Annotated in this window: 15 protein-coding genes and 1 pseudogene; 13 read left to right on the top strand and 3 right to left on the bottom strand. The window is 45.0% G+C overall.

Annotation, left to right across the window (positions count from 1 at the left end):
• Positions 1–346: 346 nt before the first annotated feature.
• The 7 genes and pseudogenes from LAY41_RS25940 to LAY41_RS25915 all read left to right on the top strand — a co-directional run.
• A pseudogene (locus tag LAY41_RS25940) lies at positions 347–3,046 on the top strand (phycobilisome rod-core linker polypeptide); the annotation flags it as partial.
• 9 nt (positions 3,047–3,055) lie between these two features.
• A complete protein-coding gene (locus tag LAY41_RS33000; protein ID WP_476726997.1) occupies positions 3,056–3,745 on the top strand; it encodes a phycobilisome rod-core linker polypeptide in 690 nt (229 codons plus the stop codon).
• A 369-nt stretch (positions 3,746–4,114) separates the two neighbouring features.
• The gene (apcA, locus tag LAY41_RS25935) at positions 4,115–4,600 is read left to right on the top strand and encodes an allophycocyanin subunit alpha (protein WP_249104465.1); all 486 of its coding nucleotides are present in this window, start codon (positions 4,115–4,117) and stop codon (positions 4,598–4,600) included.
• A 65-nt stretch (positions 4,601–4,665) separates the two neighbouring features.
• Entirely contained in the window at positions 4,666–5,151 is a 486-nt protein-coding gene (gene apcB / locus LAY41_RS25930; protein WP_249070130.1) for an allophycocyanin subunit beta, read from the top strand.
• 222 nt (positions 5,152–5,373) lie between these two features.
• Positions 5,374–5,541, top strand: a complete 168-nt coding sequence (locus LAY41_RS25925; protein WP_249104462.1) for a hypothetical protein — start codon at positions 5,374–5,376, stop codon at positions 5,539–5,541.
• 406 nt (positions 5,542–5,947) lie between these two features.
• Positions 5,948–6,151 carry a phycobilisome linker polypeptide gene (locus tag LAY41_RS25920; RefSeq protein ID WP_249070131.1) on the top strand — a complete coding sequence of 68 codons (204 nt, stop codon included), beginning with the start codon at positions 5,948–5,950 and terminating at the stop codon, positions 6,149–6,151.
• 210 nt (positions 6,152–6,361) lie between these two features.
• Positions 6,362–7,540 (top strand): FtsW/RodA/SpoVE family cell cycle protein, encoded by a 1,179-nt coding sequence (locus tag LAY41_RS25915; protein ID WP_249104460.1) that lies wholly within the window; start codon positions 6,362–6,364, stop codon positions 7,538–7,540.
• A gap of 37 nt (positions 7,541–7,577) precedes the next feature.
• On the opposite strand, the gene LAY41_RS25910 is transcribed toward LAY41_RS25915, so the two are convergent.
• Positions 7,578–8,000 (bottom strand): type II toxin-antitoxin system VapC family toxin, encoded by a 423-nt coding sequence (locus LAY41_RS25910; protein ID WP_249104459.1) that lies wholly within the window; start codon positions 7,998–8,000, stop codon positions 7,578–7,580.
• Positions 7,993–8,247: a YlcI/YnfO family protein gene (locus LAY41_RS25905; protein WP_249104456.1), complete on the bottom strand. Its 255-nt coding sequence runs from the start codon at positions 8,245–8,247 to the stop codon at positions 7,993–7,995. Before LAY41_RS25905 ends, LAY41_RS25910 begins: the two co-directional genes overlap by 8 nt.
• A gap of 192 nt (positions 8,248–8,439) precedes the next feature.
• On the opposite strand from LAY41_RS25905, the gene LAY41_RS25900 reads away from it, so the two are divergent.
• The 6 genes from LAY41_RS25900 (at position 8,440) to LAY41_RS25875 (ending at position 12,620) form a co-directional block, all read left to right on the top strand.
• Positions 8,440–10,212 (top strand): N-6 DNA methylase, encoded by a 1,773-nt coding sequence (locus LAY41_RS25900; RefSeq protein WP_249104455.1) that lies wholly within the window; start codon positions 8,440–8,442, stop codon positions 10,210–10,212.
• Positions 10,213–10,214: 2 nt separating this feature from the next.
• A complete protein-coding gene (locus LAY41_RS25895) occupies positions 10,215–10,442 on the top strand; it encodes a DUF433 domain-containing protein (RefSeq protein ID WP_249104453.1) in 228 nt (75 codons plus the stop codon).
• Positions 10,439–10,612, top strand: coding sequence for a DUF5615 family PIN-like protein (locus LAY41_RS25890; protein ID WP_249104450.1), 174 nt, complete (start codon positions 10,439–10,441; stop codon positions 10,610–10,612). The genes LAY41_RS25895 and LAY41_RS25890 overlap by 4 nt, the downstream gene beginning before the upstream one ends.
• 60 nt (positions 10,613–10,672) lie before the next feature.
• The gene (locus LAY41_RS25885) at positions 10,673–10,897 is read left to right on the top strand and encodes a hypothetical protein (RefSeq protein WP_249104448.1); all 225 of its coding nucleotides are present in this window, start codon (positions 10,673–10,675) and stop codon (positions 10,895–10,897) included.
• Positions 10,878–11,159, top strand: coding sequence for a type II toxin-antitoxin system RelE family toxin (locus LAY41_RS25880; protein WP_249104446.1), 282 nt, complete (start codon positions 10,878–10,880; stop codon positions 11,157–11,159). The genes LAY41_RS25885 and LAY41_RS25880 overlap by 20 nt, the downstream gene beginning before the upstream one ends.
• Before the next feature lie 126 nt (positions 11,160–11,285).
• The gene (locus LAY41_RS25875) at positions 11,286–12,620 is read left to right on the top strand and encodes a type ISP restriction/modification enzyme (protein ID WP_249104444.1); all 1,335 of its coding nucleotides are present in this window, start codon (positions 11,286–11,288) and stop codon (positions 12,618–12,620) included.
• A gap of 214 nt (positions 12,621–12,834) precedes the next feature.
• On the opposite strand, the gene LAY41_RS25870 is transcribed toward LAY41_RS25875, so the two are convergent.
• Complete coding sequence (locus LAY41_RS25870; protein WP_249104443.1) at positions 12,835–16,449, bottom strand: AAA-like domain-containing protein; 3,615 nt, start codon at positions 16,447–16,449, stop codon at positions 12,835–12,837.
• Between the last annotated feature and the right edge of the window lie 38 nt (positions 16,450–16,487).

Below are 16,487 nucleotides of genomic sequence, written 5' to 3'. Positions count from 1 at the left end.
CTGCTAAGGGGCTAGAGGGCCTCGTACAAATTCTCCTTAAATCCACTCGCCTCTTCATCCGATGGGGGAAGAAGGAAGACAAGGAAAGGCCGCGAAAATTAAGCGGTCAAGGCAAACAAAAGTTATTTCGGCCTATGGAAGGTGGGCTGCTGCCAGGAGACGCCGTTATACCGGCTCTTGCTAAGAGAAACAGTACTTTCGGCACTGTTTCATCAAGAGCGGAGAGGGAGTCACAAACTGGAAGCCGATCTGGGCTAGAGAAGCGTTCTTTATAGTAGCGCCTTGTAGCTCAAGAAAGGTACTTCATCACCACAGTGACGATTTTATAGGGAGCTTTTGAGAACCGATGAGTGTAAAAGCAAGTGGTGGAAGCTCTGTTGCGCGTCCGCAACTATATCAAACCGTACCAGTTGCGACAATTTCCCAAGCGGAACAACAAGACCGCTTTTTGGAGCGCGGCGAGCTGAGCGAACTGGCAAGCTATTTTAGTTCTGGCGCTAGACGTCTGGAAATTGCTGGCACGCTCACGCAAAATTCCGATTTGATTGTTTCCCGTGCGGCTAACCGGATTTTTGTCGGTGGTTCCCCGATGGCTTTCTTAGAAAAGCCGAAGGAAGCGCCAGTGATGAGCATGGCTGGAACTGCTGTAGACACGAAGGAAGGAATGAAGCTAGGAACCGCAACGTATGTGGAAACTAGCGGCGGTTTCTTCGAGGGATTGCGATCGCTCTTTAGTGCCTCTGGCGGTGGGCCAGTGCCAGCTAATTTCCGACCGATCAACGTAGCCCGCTACGGTCCGAGCAATATGCAGAAATCGCTGCGGGATCTCAGCTGGTTTTTGCGCTACGTCACTTATGCGATCGTCGCCGGTGACCCCAATATCATCGCCGTCAACACGAGAGGATTGCGGGAAATTATTGAAAATGCTTGCTCTGGCGAAGCCACCATCGTGGCCCTGCAAGAAATGAAGCAAGCAGCACTCGGTTATTTCCGGCAAGACTCAGAAGGGACAAATATCGTCACTCAGTACATGGATGTTCTGATTGCCGAATTTAAAGCCCCAACCCCCTCGAACAAAGTGCGGCAACGTCCTTCTGGCGACGAGCAAGGTTTGCAGCTGCCCCAAATTTACTCTCTAGCGGCAGAGCGGCGTCCCAAATTCGTCATGAAACCGGGACTTTCTGCTAGAGAAAAACAAGATGTTGTTAAAGCTGCCTACAGGCAAGTCTTTGAACGGGATATTACTCGCGCTTACAGCCTGGGAATTTCCGATTTGGAATCCAAGGTTAAGAACTGCGAAATCTCGATGAAGGAATTTATCCGCCGTTTGGGTAAATCTCCTCTGTACCGGAAAAATTTCTTCGAGCCTTACATTAACAGTCGCGCTCTAGAACTAGCTTTCCGTCACATCTTGGGACGCGGCCCTTCCAGCCGGGAAGAAGTGCAAAAATATTTTGCTCTAGTCTCAAACAAAGGTCTACCAGGTCTAATAGACGCATTGGTAGATTCCGAAGAATACTCCGACTACTTCGGTGAAGAAACAGTACCCTACATCCGGGGATTGGGTCAAGAAGCCCAAGAATGTCGCAACTGGGGGCCGCAGCAAGACCTGTTTAATTACAGTGCGCCATTCCGCAAAGTACCGCAGTTCATCACCACCTTTGCAGCTTACGATCGTCCGCTGCCAGATCGACACCCATACGGTTCCGGTAACGACCCCTTAGAAATTCAGTTTGGGGCAATCTTCCCCAAAGAAACTCGCAATCCCAGCACCCGACCAGCTCCTTTTGGTAAAGATACCCGGCGGATTCTGATTCGTCGCGGCGCTGGCATTGAAAACCAACTCAGCAACCCAGCAGCGCGGGGTAAAGCACCGGGTACGCTGGGACCCAAGGTGTTTAAGCTCGATCAACTTCCTGGCTTTACGGGATTTGGCGGAAAGCGCGGTTTCACCAAACAGGGCGTCAGCGTTAAATTCACGGAAAGTTCAACCCAAGCCCTGATTCGTGCTTGTTACTTGCAGGTGTTTGGGCGGGATGTTTACGAAGGTCAGCGCCTGAAAGTAGCCGAAATCAAGCTGGAAAACGGCGAGATTACAGTGCGGGAGTTTATTCGCGCCTTGGCGAAGTCAGACTTGTTCCGCAAGCTGTACTGGACATCGCTGTATGTGTGTAAAGCGATCGAATATATCCATCGGCGGTTATTGGGTCGGCCTACTTACGGGCGTGCAGAAAACAACAAATACTTCGATATTTGTGCCAAAAAAGGCTTCTACGCTCTAGTCGATGCCTTGATTGATAGCTTGGAGTACAACGAGGCATTTAATGAAGATACCGTTCCTTACGAGCGTTATCTGACCCCGCAAGGCGTGGCCCTACGCAATCTCCGCGTTGGCAGCATCGGCGAAACTGGTATCAGGATAGACAAAGAAGAAAATCCGCTCTTTGTCGAATTGGGTGAAGTCAAAGACATTCGGACTGAACCCGATATTCAATTCCGCATCAACCAAGGCGTCAGCAAGAAGCGCGAGCAAACCAAAGTCTTCAAGCTGACTGACAACGGCGATAAGAATCAGGTGGGAACTCTGATTCGCGCTGCCTATCGGCAGATATTTGAGCGCGATGTGGAACCCTACATCGTGAAGAATGAATTCACCGTCTTGGAGAGCAAACTGAGCAATGGTGAAATCAATCTGAAGGAATTTATCACAAGTTTGGGCGAGTCGAACCTTTACATCAAAGAGTTCTACACTCCTTATCCCAACACCAAAGTCATCGAACTCGGCACCAAGCACTTCTTGGGACGCGCACCTTTAGACCAAGCCGAAATTCGCAAATACAACCAGATTCTCGCTTCTGGCGGTATTCGTGCCTTTATCGGTGCGATGGTGAACAGCGCTGAGTACGGTAGTGCGTTTGGTGAAGATACCGTTCCTTACAATCGCTTCCTCACCTTACCCGCCGCCAACTTCCCGAATAGCCAAAAACTGTACAACCAGCTCACGAAGCAAAGCGATGAGGTAGTAGTACCCAGCTTCTCAACAGTGAAGCCCCGCATGGATGCCACCAAAATGCCGCTGATGGGCAAGGCAATGGGGGATATAGCGCGTCAAGCACGGGCTATGGATAAGACCAAGCCCCTGTTTATCGAGAAGGGACGCTCCTTCAACAACGGTCAAGGGCAATCTGTTGAAGTGGGTGTTGGTACGACGCGCCGCAAACCGGCTCGGATTTACCGCATGAACCCAGGGATGAATCAGGGTGAAATAGCTCTGGTACTCAACGCTGTCTACTGTCAAGTTATGGATGTGTTCAGCGGTCAAGTTCCCAATGAGTTCCGTCGTTCTGACCTGGAAAGCAAACTCCGCAATGGGGAAATCTCTGTACGCGAGTTTGTTCGCTCTCTGGCTAGTTCCGAAATCTATCGTCGGCGCTTCTACACTCCTTATCCCAACACTAAGGTGATTGAGTTTCTTTTCCGTCACCTTCTGGGTCGGGCACCAGCTACTCAGGCCGAAATCCGTCAATACAACCAGATTCTGGCCGAGAAAGGGTTGAAGGCAGCCGTAGAAGCGGTGGTCGAGAGTCCAGAGTACGCGCAATACTTTGGTGAGGATGTGGTGCCTTACGATCGCTTCCCCTCTCTACCTGCTGGCAACTACCTGGGCAGCGTCAAAGCAGCCACAGACTTGGTTAAGCAGCCTTGGTCGAGCCTATCACCCTCTTACTTGGGTGGTCGGTTCTAAAAGAAGGGGCAACAAAAGTTAAAAGTCTCTAGCCTTATCTCCTCCTGTTCTTGGAGATAAGGCTATTTCCAGTTGGTTGCCTGTCACAATGCAAACATTAGGACTTTTATTACAAAGTGTTAAGAGCAGCGTCAAAATGTGACGGTAATGTCGCAAAATATTTGCGAAGGTAGCTGTGTCGGATAATCAGATTTACTTCTGATAGATGAGAAGTTTGAAGAATACTGAAGCTGGCCTCAGAATAAATGTGCGATAGCATAAGTTATAATCTGGGGTTCGATCGCAGCAGTGATATTCAAGCTCTGCTACACAGTTGCTTTTTGCCAGTTAAAACACACCTGGTTACATATTTTTTGGAGGATTCCGTAAATGAGTATCGTCACGAAATCCATCGTGAATGCCGATGCTGAGGCTCGTTATCTCAGCCCTGGTGAACTCGATCGCATCAAGAGCTTTGTCACTGGTGGCGACCGTCGTCTGCGTATCGCCCAAACACTGACCGACTCTCGCGAACGCATCGTTAAGCAAGCTGGCGACCAACTGTTCCAAAAGCGTCCTGATGTTGTTTCTCCCGGTGGTAATGCCTACGGTGAAGAAATGACCGCTACTTGCCTGCGCGACCTAGACTACTACCTACGTCTAGTAACCTATGGAGTTGTGTCTGGCGATGTCACTCCGATCGAAGAAATCGGTTTGGTGGGCGTTCGTGAAATGTACAACTCCCTGGGCACCCCCATTCCTGCGGTAGCTGAAGGCATCCGCGCCATGAAGAATGTTGCCACCTCCTTGCTGTCTGCTGAAGACGCATCTGAAGCTGGTGCATACTTCGACTACGTGATTGGTGCGATGCAGTAGGACGTTGTCCTCCCTCTGCACTCAGTTAAAGATTCCCAGATTAGGTGACTTAAGGAAGCAAAAAGATGCAAGACGCGATTACCGCTGTTATCAACTCCTCTGACGTTCAAGGTAAATACCTTGACAGCTCCGCTCTGGAAAAGCTGAAAGGCTACTTCCAAACTGGCGAATTGCGCGTTCGCGCTGCAACCGCCATCAGCGCTAATGCCGCTACCATTGTCAAAGAAGCAGTAGCCAAAGCCCTACTGTACTCTGATATCACCCGTCCCGGTGGCAATATGTACACCACCCGTCGCTATGCAGCTTGCATCCGCGACTTGGACTACTACCTGCGCTATTCCACCTATGCCATGTTGGCTGGTGACCCCTCCATTCTTGATGAGCGCGTACTCAACGGGCTGAAGGAAACCTACAACTCCTTGGGCGTTCCCGTCTCAGCTACAGTGCAAGCTATCCAAGCTATGAAGGAAGTTACCGCTAGCCTCGTAGGCGCTGATGCTGGTAAGGAAATGGGCGTTTACTTCGACTACATCTGCTCTGGCTTGAGCTAGATGCTTCTTGAGGAGCTGAAGGCTTAGTTTCAAAGCTCTGTCTTCTATCCTAGTCACGGTCTGGGAAGTCTGGAGTCAATGCTAGAGCGTTGGGGGCTTGTCTAATTCATGGGATAAGTTGTCTTCGGCTAGTATTTACTCTTGACTCTCAGACCTTGGTTTTTATATATACTGTTCACGGTCATAGAGCAAGCTTTTTTTACCGAGTAGTAGGGGCGAAGTATGACCGTATTAATTTGTTGGTTGAAATCAAAGATATTTGCCGGAATGCGTCGCCCCTACAAATCAAAAAGAACAGTTTCTGCCCGTGCGGAGTATAAACGATATGGGAGATTGAAAACCCTGTCCCTTCAGGGCTGGGATGAAAATCGACTCAAGGGAATTTATTAACCTTGAATTTTTTAATAAGGACAACTTTTAATTTCCCATGTGGTAAACTGAATTTTAGTAGGAAAGGGTATTCAACCTACTTAAAAAAACCCAGTAGCCGAAAGGCAACGCACCTTGGAAACTAAAGTTAGGGGGTTCTGTACAGGAAATAGCTTGTACAGGTAAAAACTCGCTTGCAGCAAGTACCAGAGAAACCAAATTTTTAGGTTTTAAACTGTAGGGTAGGGCATACCCAAACAGATCCCTTACATTGGATGAACGCTTGGGGAGAGAACAATCTCTGGCATGAAACAGGTAACTGTTCTGTGTTAAGTGGACTCGTTTGAACCAAGAATCTCAGCGTCTTCAGACCTGAGAGTGTCAACAACACCCTAAACTTTTATTAAATACCAGGAGAATTTAACCCATGCGGATGTTCAAGATAACTGCTTGCGTTCCCAGTCAGACACGCATTCGGACTCAGCGGGAACTCCAAAACACCTATTTTACGAAGCTAGTCCCCTATGACAACTGGTTTCGCGAACAGCAACGGATTATGAAAATGGGTGGCAAAATCGTCAAAGTTGAGCTGGCGACTGGTAAACAGGGTGCTAATACAGGACTCCTTTAAATCCCGAAGATAAGCTTTACCGAAAAACGAGAATCATGTCAAAAAATTCTCGAAAAATGCCCATCCCCCCTGGGGGATTGGGAGTTTGAAATAGCGCCGCCTTCGATTTCATGGCTTACAGTCATGATATCGAAGGCGGCAAAGTTTTTATAATTTTGTCACAGTAGTGTAGATTGGTTGGAGCGCAGTCTAGATGTTATATAGCGGTTTGTGAACTTACGTCACCTAATTCCCTTTGTTGATGGCGACCTCCAGGAATGGGCAATAGAAGCCCGATTGTTGCGGTGGTTAACTTTCCTGTGGCTGTTTATGGGATTGGTGGTGTTGTTCTCGGCGTCTTATCCTGTCGGGGACGCCTATTACGGAGATGGGCTGTACTATTTCAAGCGCCAACTCGTCTCAGTTATGGTTGGCATGGTGGGATTTAACCTGATGGTGCATTTCCCGCTGCGCTATGTCTTGGGTATGGCTCATTGGTTTGTGGTGCTGCTGTTAGCGTTGATTTTAGTCACTTTGATTCCCGGATTGGGAACGACTACTAATGGAGCGACCCGCTGGCTGTCTTTAGGCCCGATGCCAATTCAACCCTCGGAGCTGATCAAGCCTTTCCTAGTGCTACAGAGTGCTAGGATATTTGGTCAATGGGCTCGGTTGAGCTGGAAAGTTCGTTTGACTTGGCTGTTTATTTTCGCTCTGGTGCTTTTGGGTATTTTGCTGCAACCTAATCTTAGTACGACTGCATTCTGCGGGATTACTATTTGGCTGATCGCTTTAGCAGCTGGGTTACCTTATATTTACCTGATGGGAACGGCTTTGGGTGGATTGCTGCTAGCGACTATCAGTATCAGCGTTAAGGAATATCAGCGACGGCGGATCATGTCTTTTCTGAATCCTTGGGCCGATCCAATGCAGGATGGTTACCAGTTGGTTCAAAGTCTGCTGGCGGTTGGTTCTGGTGGGACTTGGGGAACTGGATTTGGGCTGTCTCAGCAAAAGTTATTTTATCTGCCGATTCAGTACACGGATTTTATCTTTGCTGTGTTTGCTGAGGAGTTTGGCTTTGCAGGCTCTTTGGTGCTGTTGCTGCTGCTTTTAGTGTACGGGACGCTGGCATTGATTGTGTCGATGAAGGCTCAAAATGCGATTCATCGACTTGTAGCGATCGGTGTGATGATTTTGATGGTGGGACAGTCGCTGATGAATATTGGTGTGGCGACGGGTGCCCTACCGACGACGGGTTTGCCTTTACCGTTGTTTAGCTATGGGGGCAATTCGATGATTGCGAGTTTGCTGGGGGCTGGAATTTTGATTCGGGTGGCAAGGGAGAGTAGAGAAGCTGAGGTGGTTTCTCTGGAAGAGAGGCGATCGAGAAGTAGGCGGCGGCGCTGAGGGCGGTAAGGTTATCTGCACCCGGTTATGACGTAATTTATGCTTCCAGTTTTTGGACATAAGCTGGACATGGTGTAAGCGTATTGAGCAAAGATTGGTCTGCTGTCCAGAATTCGGCAGATTCTAGCTCGGCGACTGCCAGAAAAGCAGCATCATAGAGAGTTGCCAGCGAGAACTGTTCGGCTATAGCCCATGTTCTGGCGCGGATAGCATCGCTATCAAGATAGTCAACAGGCATTTGGCAGAAGTCATCATAAAATCCCTGTGCCTGTGCTGCGGTAATTCCCCCCAACCTAGCTTTTTTTCGCAACACTGAGCCAACTTCCGCCCATGCAAATGCTGGAGCAACCAAACGCACATTTGATGTCAGTAACGGAACGATCAAGTTTCTGGCTTGGAGTTGCAGTGTCTCAGGAATAAGATAAGGAATCCAAACGCTGGTGTCGATACACTTAGTCACGCCGTCCCTCATCTGCTCGCAACTGACGAATCAAGTCCACAGAGCTTGATTTAATACCTGTTGCAGCTTCTACTTCGGCGCTACGAGCTACTATGCGCTGATGGGCTGCCAGCGATCGCCGTCGTCGCACCTCACGGGCGATCGCTTCAACAACCATCTCGTTAAAAGACTCGCTGCCTTCTCGAAACTGCCTCGCTTGCTGAAGCAGGTCGGCAGGAATGCGGATAGTTACAGCTTCTCGTTCCATAGTTGTAATTTATGCAATTACGAGATGACATCATATAGTGTAACTATTTTCTGAATCAGTCTACTACTGCCCTTTACGATGGGTCAGCGATCGCCAAGGGCACGCTACGCGATCGCCGACCGAACCGTCCCAATCAGCTATAGTTAGGCATACTGGATAAAGTCAATTGTTTGCTTATACGTAAGCTTTTCTATGCCGAATCTCAGTCTCAAGCCCACCAACAAACCTGTTAAAGCCTACTACGAAGCTTTAGAACAGTATGCCAAACTGGGGGTTGTACATGAAGGGGCTGTGCAAACGGCATTTCAGCAGTTGTTAGAGTCCTGTGGTCGGCAGTTCAAATGGACATTAGTGCCACAATATGCCATCAAGCGACCCCAGAAACAGCCCATTCGGATGGATGGGGCATTGGTTGATGATTATAACTTGGCGCGTGCTTATTGGGAAGCGAAGGATATTAAGGATGATTTAAAGAAGGAAATTCCGAAAAAGTTTGCTGCTGGCTATCCCAAAGATAATATCATTTTTCAACGGCCCGATCGGGCTATTCTCTACCAAGATGGCAAACTGGTGATGGATGAAGATATCACCAAACCGCAGGGGTTGGTAGATGTCGTTCGCCAGTTTTTTGAATATCGACCGCCAGCTATTGAACAATGGGAAAGGGCGGTTGAAGAGTTTGGTAGTCGCGTTAAAGAACACGCTACTGCGTTATTAGAATTAATCAGAGATCAAGAGAAGAAAAACAAAAAGTTTATTGATGCTTTTGCTGATTTTCTGCTACTTTGTCGTCAGTCAATTAACCCCAATCTTTCGGAAGCAGCGGTTGAGGAAATGTTGATTCAGCATTTATTGACTGAACGCATTTTTCGCAGCGTGTTCAATAATCCTGATTTTGCTCAACGTAATATTATTGCGGTAGAAATTGAGAAAGTAATTAATGCTTTAACTTCTAAATCTTTTAGTCGCAGTCATTTTTTGAATAAGCTCGATCGGTTTTATGGTGCAATTGAGGAAACCGCAGCCACTATTGATGATTATGCCCAAAAACAAGATTTTCTCAATCGGATTTATGAGCGATTCTTCCAAGGTTTTTCGGTAAAGGTTGCCGATACTCACGGGATTGTTTATACTCCTCAACCGATTGTAAGTTTTATGGTGAAAAGTGTTGAGGAAATTTTGCAGAGGGAGTTTGGGAAGTCGTTAATTGATAAAGGCGTTCATATCCTCGATCCGTTTGTGGGAACGGGGAATTTTATTATTCGGGTAATGCGAGAAATCGCCGGAATTCAAAAATCGGCTTTACCTTATAAGTATGAACATGAATTGCACTGTAATGAGGTGATGCTGTTGCCTTATTATATTGCGGCGATGAATATTGAGCATGAATATTTTGAGCAAGCGGGGGAATATAAAACTTTTGAAGGTATTTGTTTAGTTGATACGTTTGAAGATCAAGCTGTTCAACAGTTAAATTTATTTAGTCCTGCCAACATGAAGCGCGTGGAAAGGCAGAGACAGTCAAATATTTTTGTAATTATGGGTAATCCTCCTTATAATGTAGGGCAGTTGAATGAAAATGATAATAATAAAAACCGGAGATATACGACTAAAGATAAAACGGGAATAGATGATGTTGTTTCGGCAACTTATGCCAAAGCATCAAAAGCAACTAATAAAAATGCTCTTTCCGATCCTTATGTGAAGGCGATTCGCTGGGCGAGTGATAGAATATCAGAAGAAGGAATTATTGCCTTTGTCACCAATAACAGCTTTATCGAACAAATAGCTTTTGATGGCATGAGACAGCAGCTAGAGAAAGATTTTGATAAAATATATGTGTTTGACTTGGGGGGGAATGTGAGAAAAAATCCTAAGCTGTCAGGGACAACTCATAATGTGTTTGGTATTCAGGTGGGTGTGAGTGTTAATATTTTTGTCAAGCATCGTAAGGAGAGCGATTAATTATGAAATTCACAAGAATTACAGTCAATCCGAAAAAAATGGGGGGAGTTCCTTGCCTTCGTGACTTACGGATTCCTGTTGCTACTGTTGTTGGGATGTTTGCCGAAGGAATGAGGGATAATGAAATTTTAGAGGCATTTCCTGACTTGGAAATAGAGGATATTCAGGAAGCTTTACATTATGCTGCTCAAGCAGTTCGAGAAAGAGAATTACCCTTATTAAGTGCATGAAATTTTTGATTGATAACGCTTTATCTCCAATAATCGCAACTGGATTGCAACAAGCGGGTTTTGATTCCGTTCATGTTCGTGACTATGGAATGCACGCATCTGAAGATATCGAAATTTTTGAACTCGCTGCTAAAGAAAATCGCACAGTTGTTTCATCTGTTGAATATTAAGGTGGGGTGTGTTAATATATTTGTAAAAAGCCAAGCTAGTTCAAAAGATAGGGAGTAGAGATGGAAGCACAAGAACTTAAAGATATTATTCAAGAAAGTGTACGAGAAACAATTCGTGAAGTATTGAAGGAAGAACGACTTGCTCTTTGTTTAGCTTTGATTCCGCGTGTTAGTGAAAAAGAAATGCAGGCAATTAAGAAACAATTTGGCTCACCGTCAGATTATGACAAAGATGATTTTGTGAATATGACAGATTGGGTGCGACATGGAACTAACATTCAGTAAAAATTCGATTAAGTTTCTCAAAAAGCTTTCAGCTAAAGATGCAGAAAGAATTCGTAATAAAATTTGCTATTTGCTTGACTCACTTGAACAATCTGGTTTAGTACCATTAGGAGAGTTTGACATCAAAACATTAGAGGGAGAATGGCAAGGTTTTTTGAGAATGCGAGTTGGCAAAATGAGAATCATTTTTACAATCGATACCGAACGAAATGAACTCCAAATTTATGATATAGGATTTAGAGGAGATATTTACAATAATTGATCGTTGATGGCGCAATGTCAAATAGAGGTGATTTAATGCAAATTGCTTTAAAATCAGAATAAGAAAAGTTTATTCTCGAAAAATTACAGCAAGGTAGGCTTTGTTTGAGGAATTTAGGGATAATTTATGAAAAAAGCACAAATCTACTATGCTCGAATGGATGAGTTTTGGCGGAAAGAAGAAAAGTTAGATAATTTAGAAAAACTTGGGCATATTGGCAATGTGGAATGGCAAGAGATTAAGCCTGATAAAAATTATAATTGGTTAACTGAAGGTTTAGAAGATGAGTTTGAGACGTTTGTTGAATTAGGAAGTAAGGAAACAAAATCAGCCAAGGGAGATGTAACTGATTGTTTGTTTAAAATCTACAGTCGGGGGGTAGCAACTTGCCGGGATGTTTGGGCATATAATTTTAAATTTGATAAAATTTCATCAAGCATTCAAATAATAATTAATAATTACAACGACCAAGTAATTAAATGGACTCATAGAAAAGATCGCTCAGTTAAAGTTGATGAATTTGTGAGCTATGATGATACGCAAATAAGTTGGAGTCGAGATTTAAAACTAGATTTACAAAGAGAAAAATTAGCCGAGTTTTCCGAAGCCAAAATCAGAACTTCTCTATATCGTCCTTTTACTCGTTCATTTTTGTTTTTTGACAGAACTTTAAACGAAGAAGTTTATGTATTTCCTTCTATATTTCCCAATCCAGAAACGGAAGCAGAAAATTTAGTTATTTGTTTGAGTAGTGTAGGTAATACTAAACCATTTCATTGTTTAATCGTTAGGTATATTCCTGACTTACATTTAACAGGTGACTCTCAATGTTTCCCCTTCTACACCTACGATGAAGACGGAACAAATCGCAAAGAAAACATCACTGATTGGGCATTAGAACAATATCGCACCCATTACCAAGATACCACAATTACCAAATGGGATATCTTTCATTACACATACTCACTTCTGCATCATCCCGACTACCGAGAACGCTACGCCGCCAACCTAAAACGAGAACTTCCCCGCATACCCTTCGCGCCAGAATTTCATCCTTTCGCAACAGCAGGAAAACGACTAGCAGAAATTCATATTAACTACGAACAACAGCCCGAATATCGCCTAAAACATATCGAAAATAAAGACTTACCAATTGATTGGCGCGTGGAAAAAATGCGCCTTTCTAAAGATAAAAGCCAACTCAAATATAACGACTTTCTCACCTTAGCAGATATTCCGCCAGAAGTATTTGAATATCGCTTAGGCAACCGTTCTGCTTTAGATTGGATAATTGACCAATATCAGGTTAGCACAGATAACCGTAGTGGTATTACAAATGATCCCAATCGACTTGATGATGAAGAATATATTGTGCGATTAATTAAACAGGTGATTACGGTTAGTTTAGAAACCGTTAAAATTGTCAAAGGTTTGCCAGATTTAGGATTACCGAAAGATTGATTAGGGTTTTGGATTTATAGAGGCTTTTCAGTTGTATGAAGTACACCTCAGAAACCCGGTTTATTCAACAATACCTTCGCCAAAATGAAAAATACCTTGATTCGTAGGTTGGGTTGAGGCACTCAACCCAACAAATGCGTTGGGTTTCGCTTCACTCAACCCAACCTACAAAAAAATGGCGAAGGTATTGTTCAAGAAACCGGGTTTCTCTGTACTATTTACATACTTTTAGTTGTTCTCTAACGTCCTGATGAGTAGCCAAATAATCTTTTAGCCACTCGCACCCCCGATTCAACAATTCATCTAATTCTTCAACGCGCCATATTCTTACAGTGCTGTCAGAACCAGCAGTAGCTAAACTCTTTCCATCAGCGCTAAAGCTGACGCTAAAGATATCTCCCGTTTGAGCTTTAAATTGAGCTAGCAGCAGTTGACCCGATGGCTTATCAAACCTAACCCACAATTTAACTGTACCATCCAATCCAGCCGTAGCAAGGCGTTGTCCATCGGGGCTAAAACTCATACTTCTAACCTCACCTTGCTCAGTATTAAATTGAGTCAAAATCTCACCATTTGGGTTCCAAATTTTCACCGTGCTGTCATCTCCTGCGGTAACAATGCGCTGTCCATCTGGCGACCAAGATATACTCCACACCCGACTCTGATGTGCTTTAAAAATCAGATCTAGCGGTTTTCCAGATTGGTTCCAGAGTCTCACTGTGCCGTCATCTCCGGCGGTGGCAATGCGCTTGCCGTCAGGGTGAAAGCTGATGCTTCTAACTTGTGCCTGCTTGCTTTTGAATTCAGTTAATAACTGCCCGGATTGATTCCAAATTCGCACGATACCATTATCTCCTGATGTAGCAAGGTACTGTCCATCACGGCTAAAACTTACACTTAAAACTAAATTTTTATGAGCTTTGAATGCAGAAATTAACTCCTGTCCAGACTCGTTCCAAAGTCGCACCATGCCATTGGAGTAAGCTGTGGCAATGTGCTTTCCATTGGGGCTAAAACTTACACGCCAAAACTCTCTATCTTTGAGAAGTAATTGTTGACCGCGAGAGACCGATCGCGACACCTGTAAATCCCACAAATCCGCAAGTTTCACCGTACCATCGTCTCCGGCGGTAGCAATGCGCTGTCCATCCCGGCTATGTCCGTTGGGACTAAAACTCACGCTCAAAACTTCACCTTGATGAGAGTTGAATTTATCCAACTGCTGCCCAAATTGGTTCCAAAGCCGCACCGTCCCATCTGCACCAGTTGTGGCAATGCGCTGTCCATCAGGACTGAAATTTACGCTCCAAACTCTGTCTTGATTAGTGTTGAATTGAGTCAATTGCTGGCCGAATTGTTTCCAAATTCGCACCGTCCCATCTGCACCAGTGGTGGCAATGCGCTGTCCATCAGGACTAAAACTTAGACTCCAAACTCCACCGGGGTTACTTTTAAATTGATTTAACTGTTTCCCAGACTGGTTCCAAAGTCGTACCGTGCCATCTGCGCCTGCTGTGGCAATGCGCTGTGCATCAGGGCTAAAACTCATACTTCTAATCTCACCCCGCGTGCTATTAAAGTGAGCTAATTGCTGTCCGAATTGGTTCCAAATTCGCACTGTACCCTCAGAATCTGCGATCGCAATCCGCTTTGCATCCAAGCTCAAACTCATATTTCTAATTTGACCTTTATGACCTTTAAATGGAGAATTTAATGGTTTTCCAAACTGGTTCCAAACTCGAATTTTTCCATCTGCTCCTACTGTGGTAATGCGATATCGGTCAAGCATTTTTGAATTTTGGCTCGTTCCCAGGCTCCTGCCTGGGAATGCGGATTTTGGATTGGTCTTTTTTTCAGTACTAAAACTTACTGTTTTGACTTCACCTTGATTGGTTTTGAATGTAGATAACAGTTTGCCGGAGCGATTCCAAAGACGCACAGTGTTGTCGTTTCCTGTAGTGGCAATGCGCTTGCCATCGTGGCTAAAACTTACGCTCCAAATTTGGCCTTGATGACCTTTTAGTTGATTGCGCTCGTGGATTTTATCGAGGATTGTTTGTAATGCTAATAACGGACTGATGGCTGGATATTTTTGCAAAGTGCTATGTTTTCCCACCATTTTTTTCAAATCTTGTCCCGCCTGCATGGCTGAGACTAAAGCTTTGATTTCTTCGCCTCCTTGAGTTTCAAATAATCTTAAGGAGTTCATGCCTTTCGATTCTAGTTTCAGTCCTTCCCATTCGGCTTTTATGCTTGTAGCGGCGTGGAAAATAGTTGCTGCTGTGAGGGCGGAAATTACGCCCAAAACGGCAATGCCTCTTTTGATTGTGCGATCGGCTTTTTGTTGAGCTTCAGCTAATATTTGATTTGCCTGTTTTTCGGCTTTTAAGGCGATTTCAACTTGTTTTCGGTCTAATTCTTGACTGGCTGTCAAGAATTGATAATCGCGATCGCTCAAGCTTTGCTCTGCTGCCCATTCTAAGGCATCTTGTAAGGCTTTGCCGCGCAAAAGTCGGGATTCGTCTTGGCAATTGGAGGCTAACCAGGCTGTTAATGATTCTGCATAAGGTCGCAGATTTGCTAATACGGTTTCGACCCAATTTTGGTTAAAGATGGAGGCATAAATGCGGTTGGCTGCTGTTAATTTTCCTTGCCGTTTGACTACTAATCCCGATAAGAGTAATTCTGTTTGTTCTGAACTGTTATCTGCTGATATTTCGCCTTGTTGTAAAATTTGTTGGTATAGTCCTAACAATCTGCCTGTGTGTTGCTCATTTCTTAAGAGGCGATCGCGTATTGTCTTGAGGTGCTTTGGCTCATCAGTCGCTTCCCAGTTGTCGATGATGTGCGATCGCGTTAGCTGCGCGACATCGGCGATTTTGGATTTTGGTAATTGGGAACCCCCCCCTTCGTCCCCCCCCGTCCACTGGGGGGGAGAGAGGTGGGATTTTGGTAATTCGGAACCCCCCCCTTCGTCCCCCCCCGTCCACAGGGGGGGAAAGAGGGGAGGGTTGCTTTTTTGCTCCTCTGCTTGTTCAAGAATGAGCTTACAAATCTTCTGGGTGAGAAACGGTTGTCCACCAGTCCAGGCTAACACTTCATTCAGCACGATATGGGGATTGGCGATTTTTTCTGCCAACCCTTTAGCTAGAGGCTGAGCCTCATCTAATTGAAAGCCATTAAGTTGAATTGCTCTGCCAATGTTAAAAGGCGTGCGATTTTTGTCTTGGATTAAATCGGATGGGGTTGTCACTCCCAAAAGCGCAAAAGTGAGACGATTGTATTCTGGGTTTTCGGCTCGTTTGTTGTAGCAGTAGCGGATGAATGCAAAAAAATCATCTGTCGGAAAGCTAAGTCTGAGAATGCTATCTATTTCATCAATAAAGATAGCAATAGGTTGGCTGACTTCAACCAGCAACACTTCGTCAAGAAACTGACTCAACCTTTGTATGGGGGAGAGAAACTCCCGCTCGCGCCACCAACTCCTTAATTCTATTTTGTCAAACAGATCGAAACTATTTACTAAGGAATAAACAACACCTGCATACCACTGGTTTTGGGTGACATCCCAGTTACCAATCTCTGAAAGATCGATCGCCGCACAGGCAATTCCATCTGAAATTAACCTTTGCATAGTTCGCAGCTGCAAGCTGGACTTTCCCATTTGTCGGGAATTAAGTACATAGCAAAATTCCCCAGCTTTCACTCCTTCATAAAAATCGCGATCGGCTTGTCGCTTCACATAAGTGGGAGCATCAGGTGGTAGACTTCCGCCAACTTGATATTTATAAGGATGAGAAAGTCCGTTGCCGTAACTCTCTGTTTTCATATAGATGACCCTAGATGATTTTAAATTTTAGATTTTAG

The organism is Argonema galeatum A003/A1 (assembly GCF_023333595.1).
GTDB lineage: Bacteria > Cyanobacteriota > Cyanobacteriia > Cyanobacteriales > Aerosakkonemataceae > Argonema > Argonema galeatum.
Note: the sequence above shows the minus strand (reverse complement) of the source record. Positions and strands in the feature narration are given on the sequence as shown.

What these genes read in the sequence shown, in the direction of transcription:
- LAY41_RS25920 (WP_249070131.1), top strand. Translation starts at nt 5,948, where the DNA reads ATGCGGATGTTCAAGATAACTGCTTGCGTTCCCAGTCAGACACGCATT.
- LAY41_RS25890 (WP_249104450.1), top strand. Translation starts at nt 10,439, where the DNA reads ATGAAATTTTTGATTGATAACGCTTTATCTCCAATAATCGCAACTGGA.
- LAY41_RS25875 (WP_249104444.1), top strand. Translation starts at nt 11,286, where the DNA reads ATGAAAAAAGCACAAATCTACTATGCTCGAATGGATGAGTTTTGGCGG.
- LAY41_RS25900 (WP_249104455.1), top strand. Translation starts at nt 8,440, where the DNA reads ATGCCGAATCTCAGTCTCAAGCCCACCAACAAACCTGTTAAAGCCTAC.
- LAY41_RS25905 (WP_249104456.1), bottom strand. Translation starts at nt 8,247, where the DNA reads ATGGAACGAGAAGCTGTAACTATCCGCATTCCTGCCGACCTGCTTCAG.
- LAY41_RS25880 (WP_249104446.1), top strand. Translation starts at nt 10,878, where the DNA reads ATGGAACTAACATTCAGTAAAAATTCGATTAAGTTTCTCAAAAAGCTT.
- LAY41_RS25925 (WP_249104462.1), top strand. Translation starts at nt 5,374, where the DNA reads ATGACCGTATTAATTTGTTGGTTGAAATCAAAGATATTTGCCGGAATG.
- apcB (WP_249070130.1), top strand. Translation starts at nt 4,666, where the DNA reads ATGCAAGACGCGATTACCGCTGTTATCAACTCCTCTGACGTTCAAGGT.
- LAY41_RS25895 (WP_249104453.1), top strand. Translation starts at nt 10,215, where the DNA reads ATGAAATTCACAAGAATTACAGTCAATCCGAAAAAAATGGGGGGAGTT.
- apcA (WP_249104465.1), top strand. Translation starts at nt 4,115, where the DNA reads ATGAGTATCGTCACGAAATCCATCGTGAATGCCGATGCTGAGGCTCGT.
- LAY41_RS25870 (WP_249104443.1), bottom strand. Translation starts at nt 16,449, where the DNA reads ATGAAAACAGAGAGTTACGGCAACGGACTTTCTCATCCTTATAAATAT.
- LAY41_RS25885 (WP_249104448.1), top strand. Translation starts at nt 10,673, where the DNA reads ATGGAAGCACAAGAACTTAAAGATATTATTCAAGAAAGTGTACGAGAA.
- LAY41_RS33000 (WP_476726997.1), top strand. Translation starts at nt 3,056, where the DNA reads ATGGATGCCACCAAAATGCCGCTGATGGGCAAGGCAATGGGGGATATA.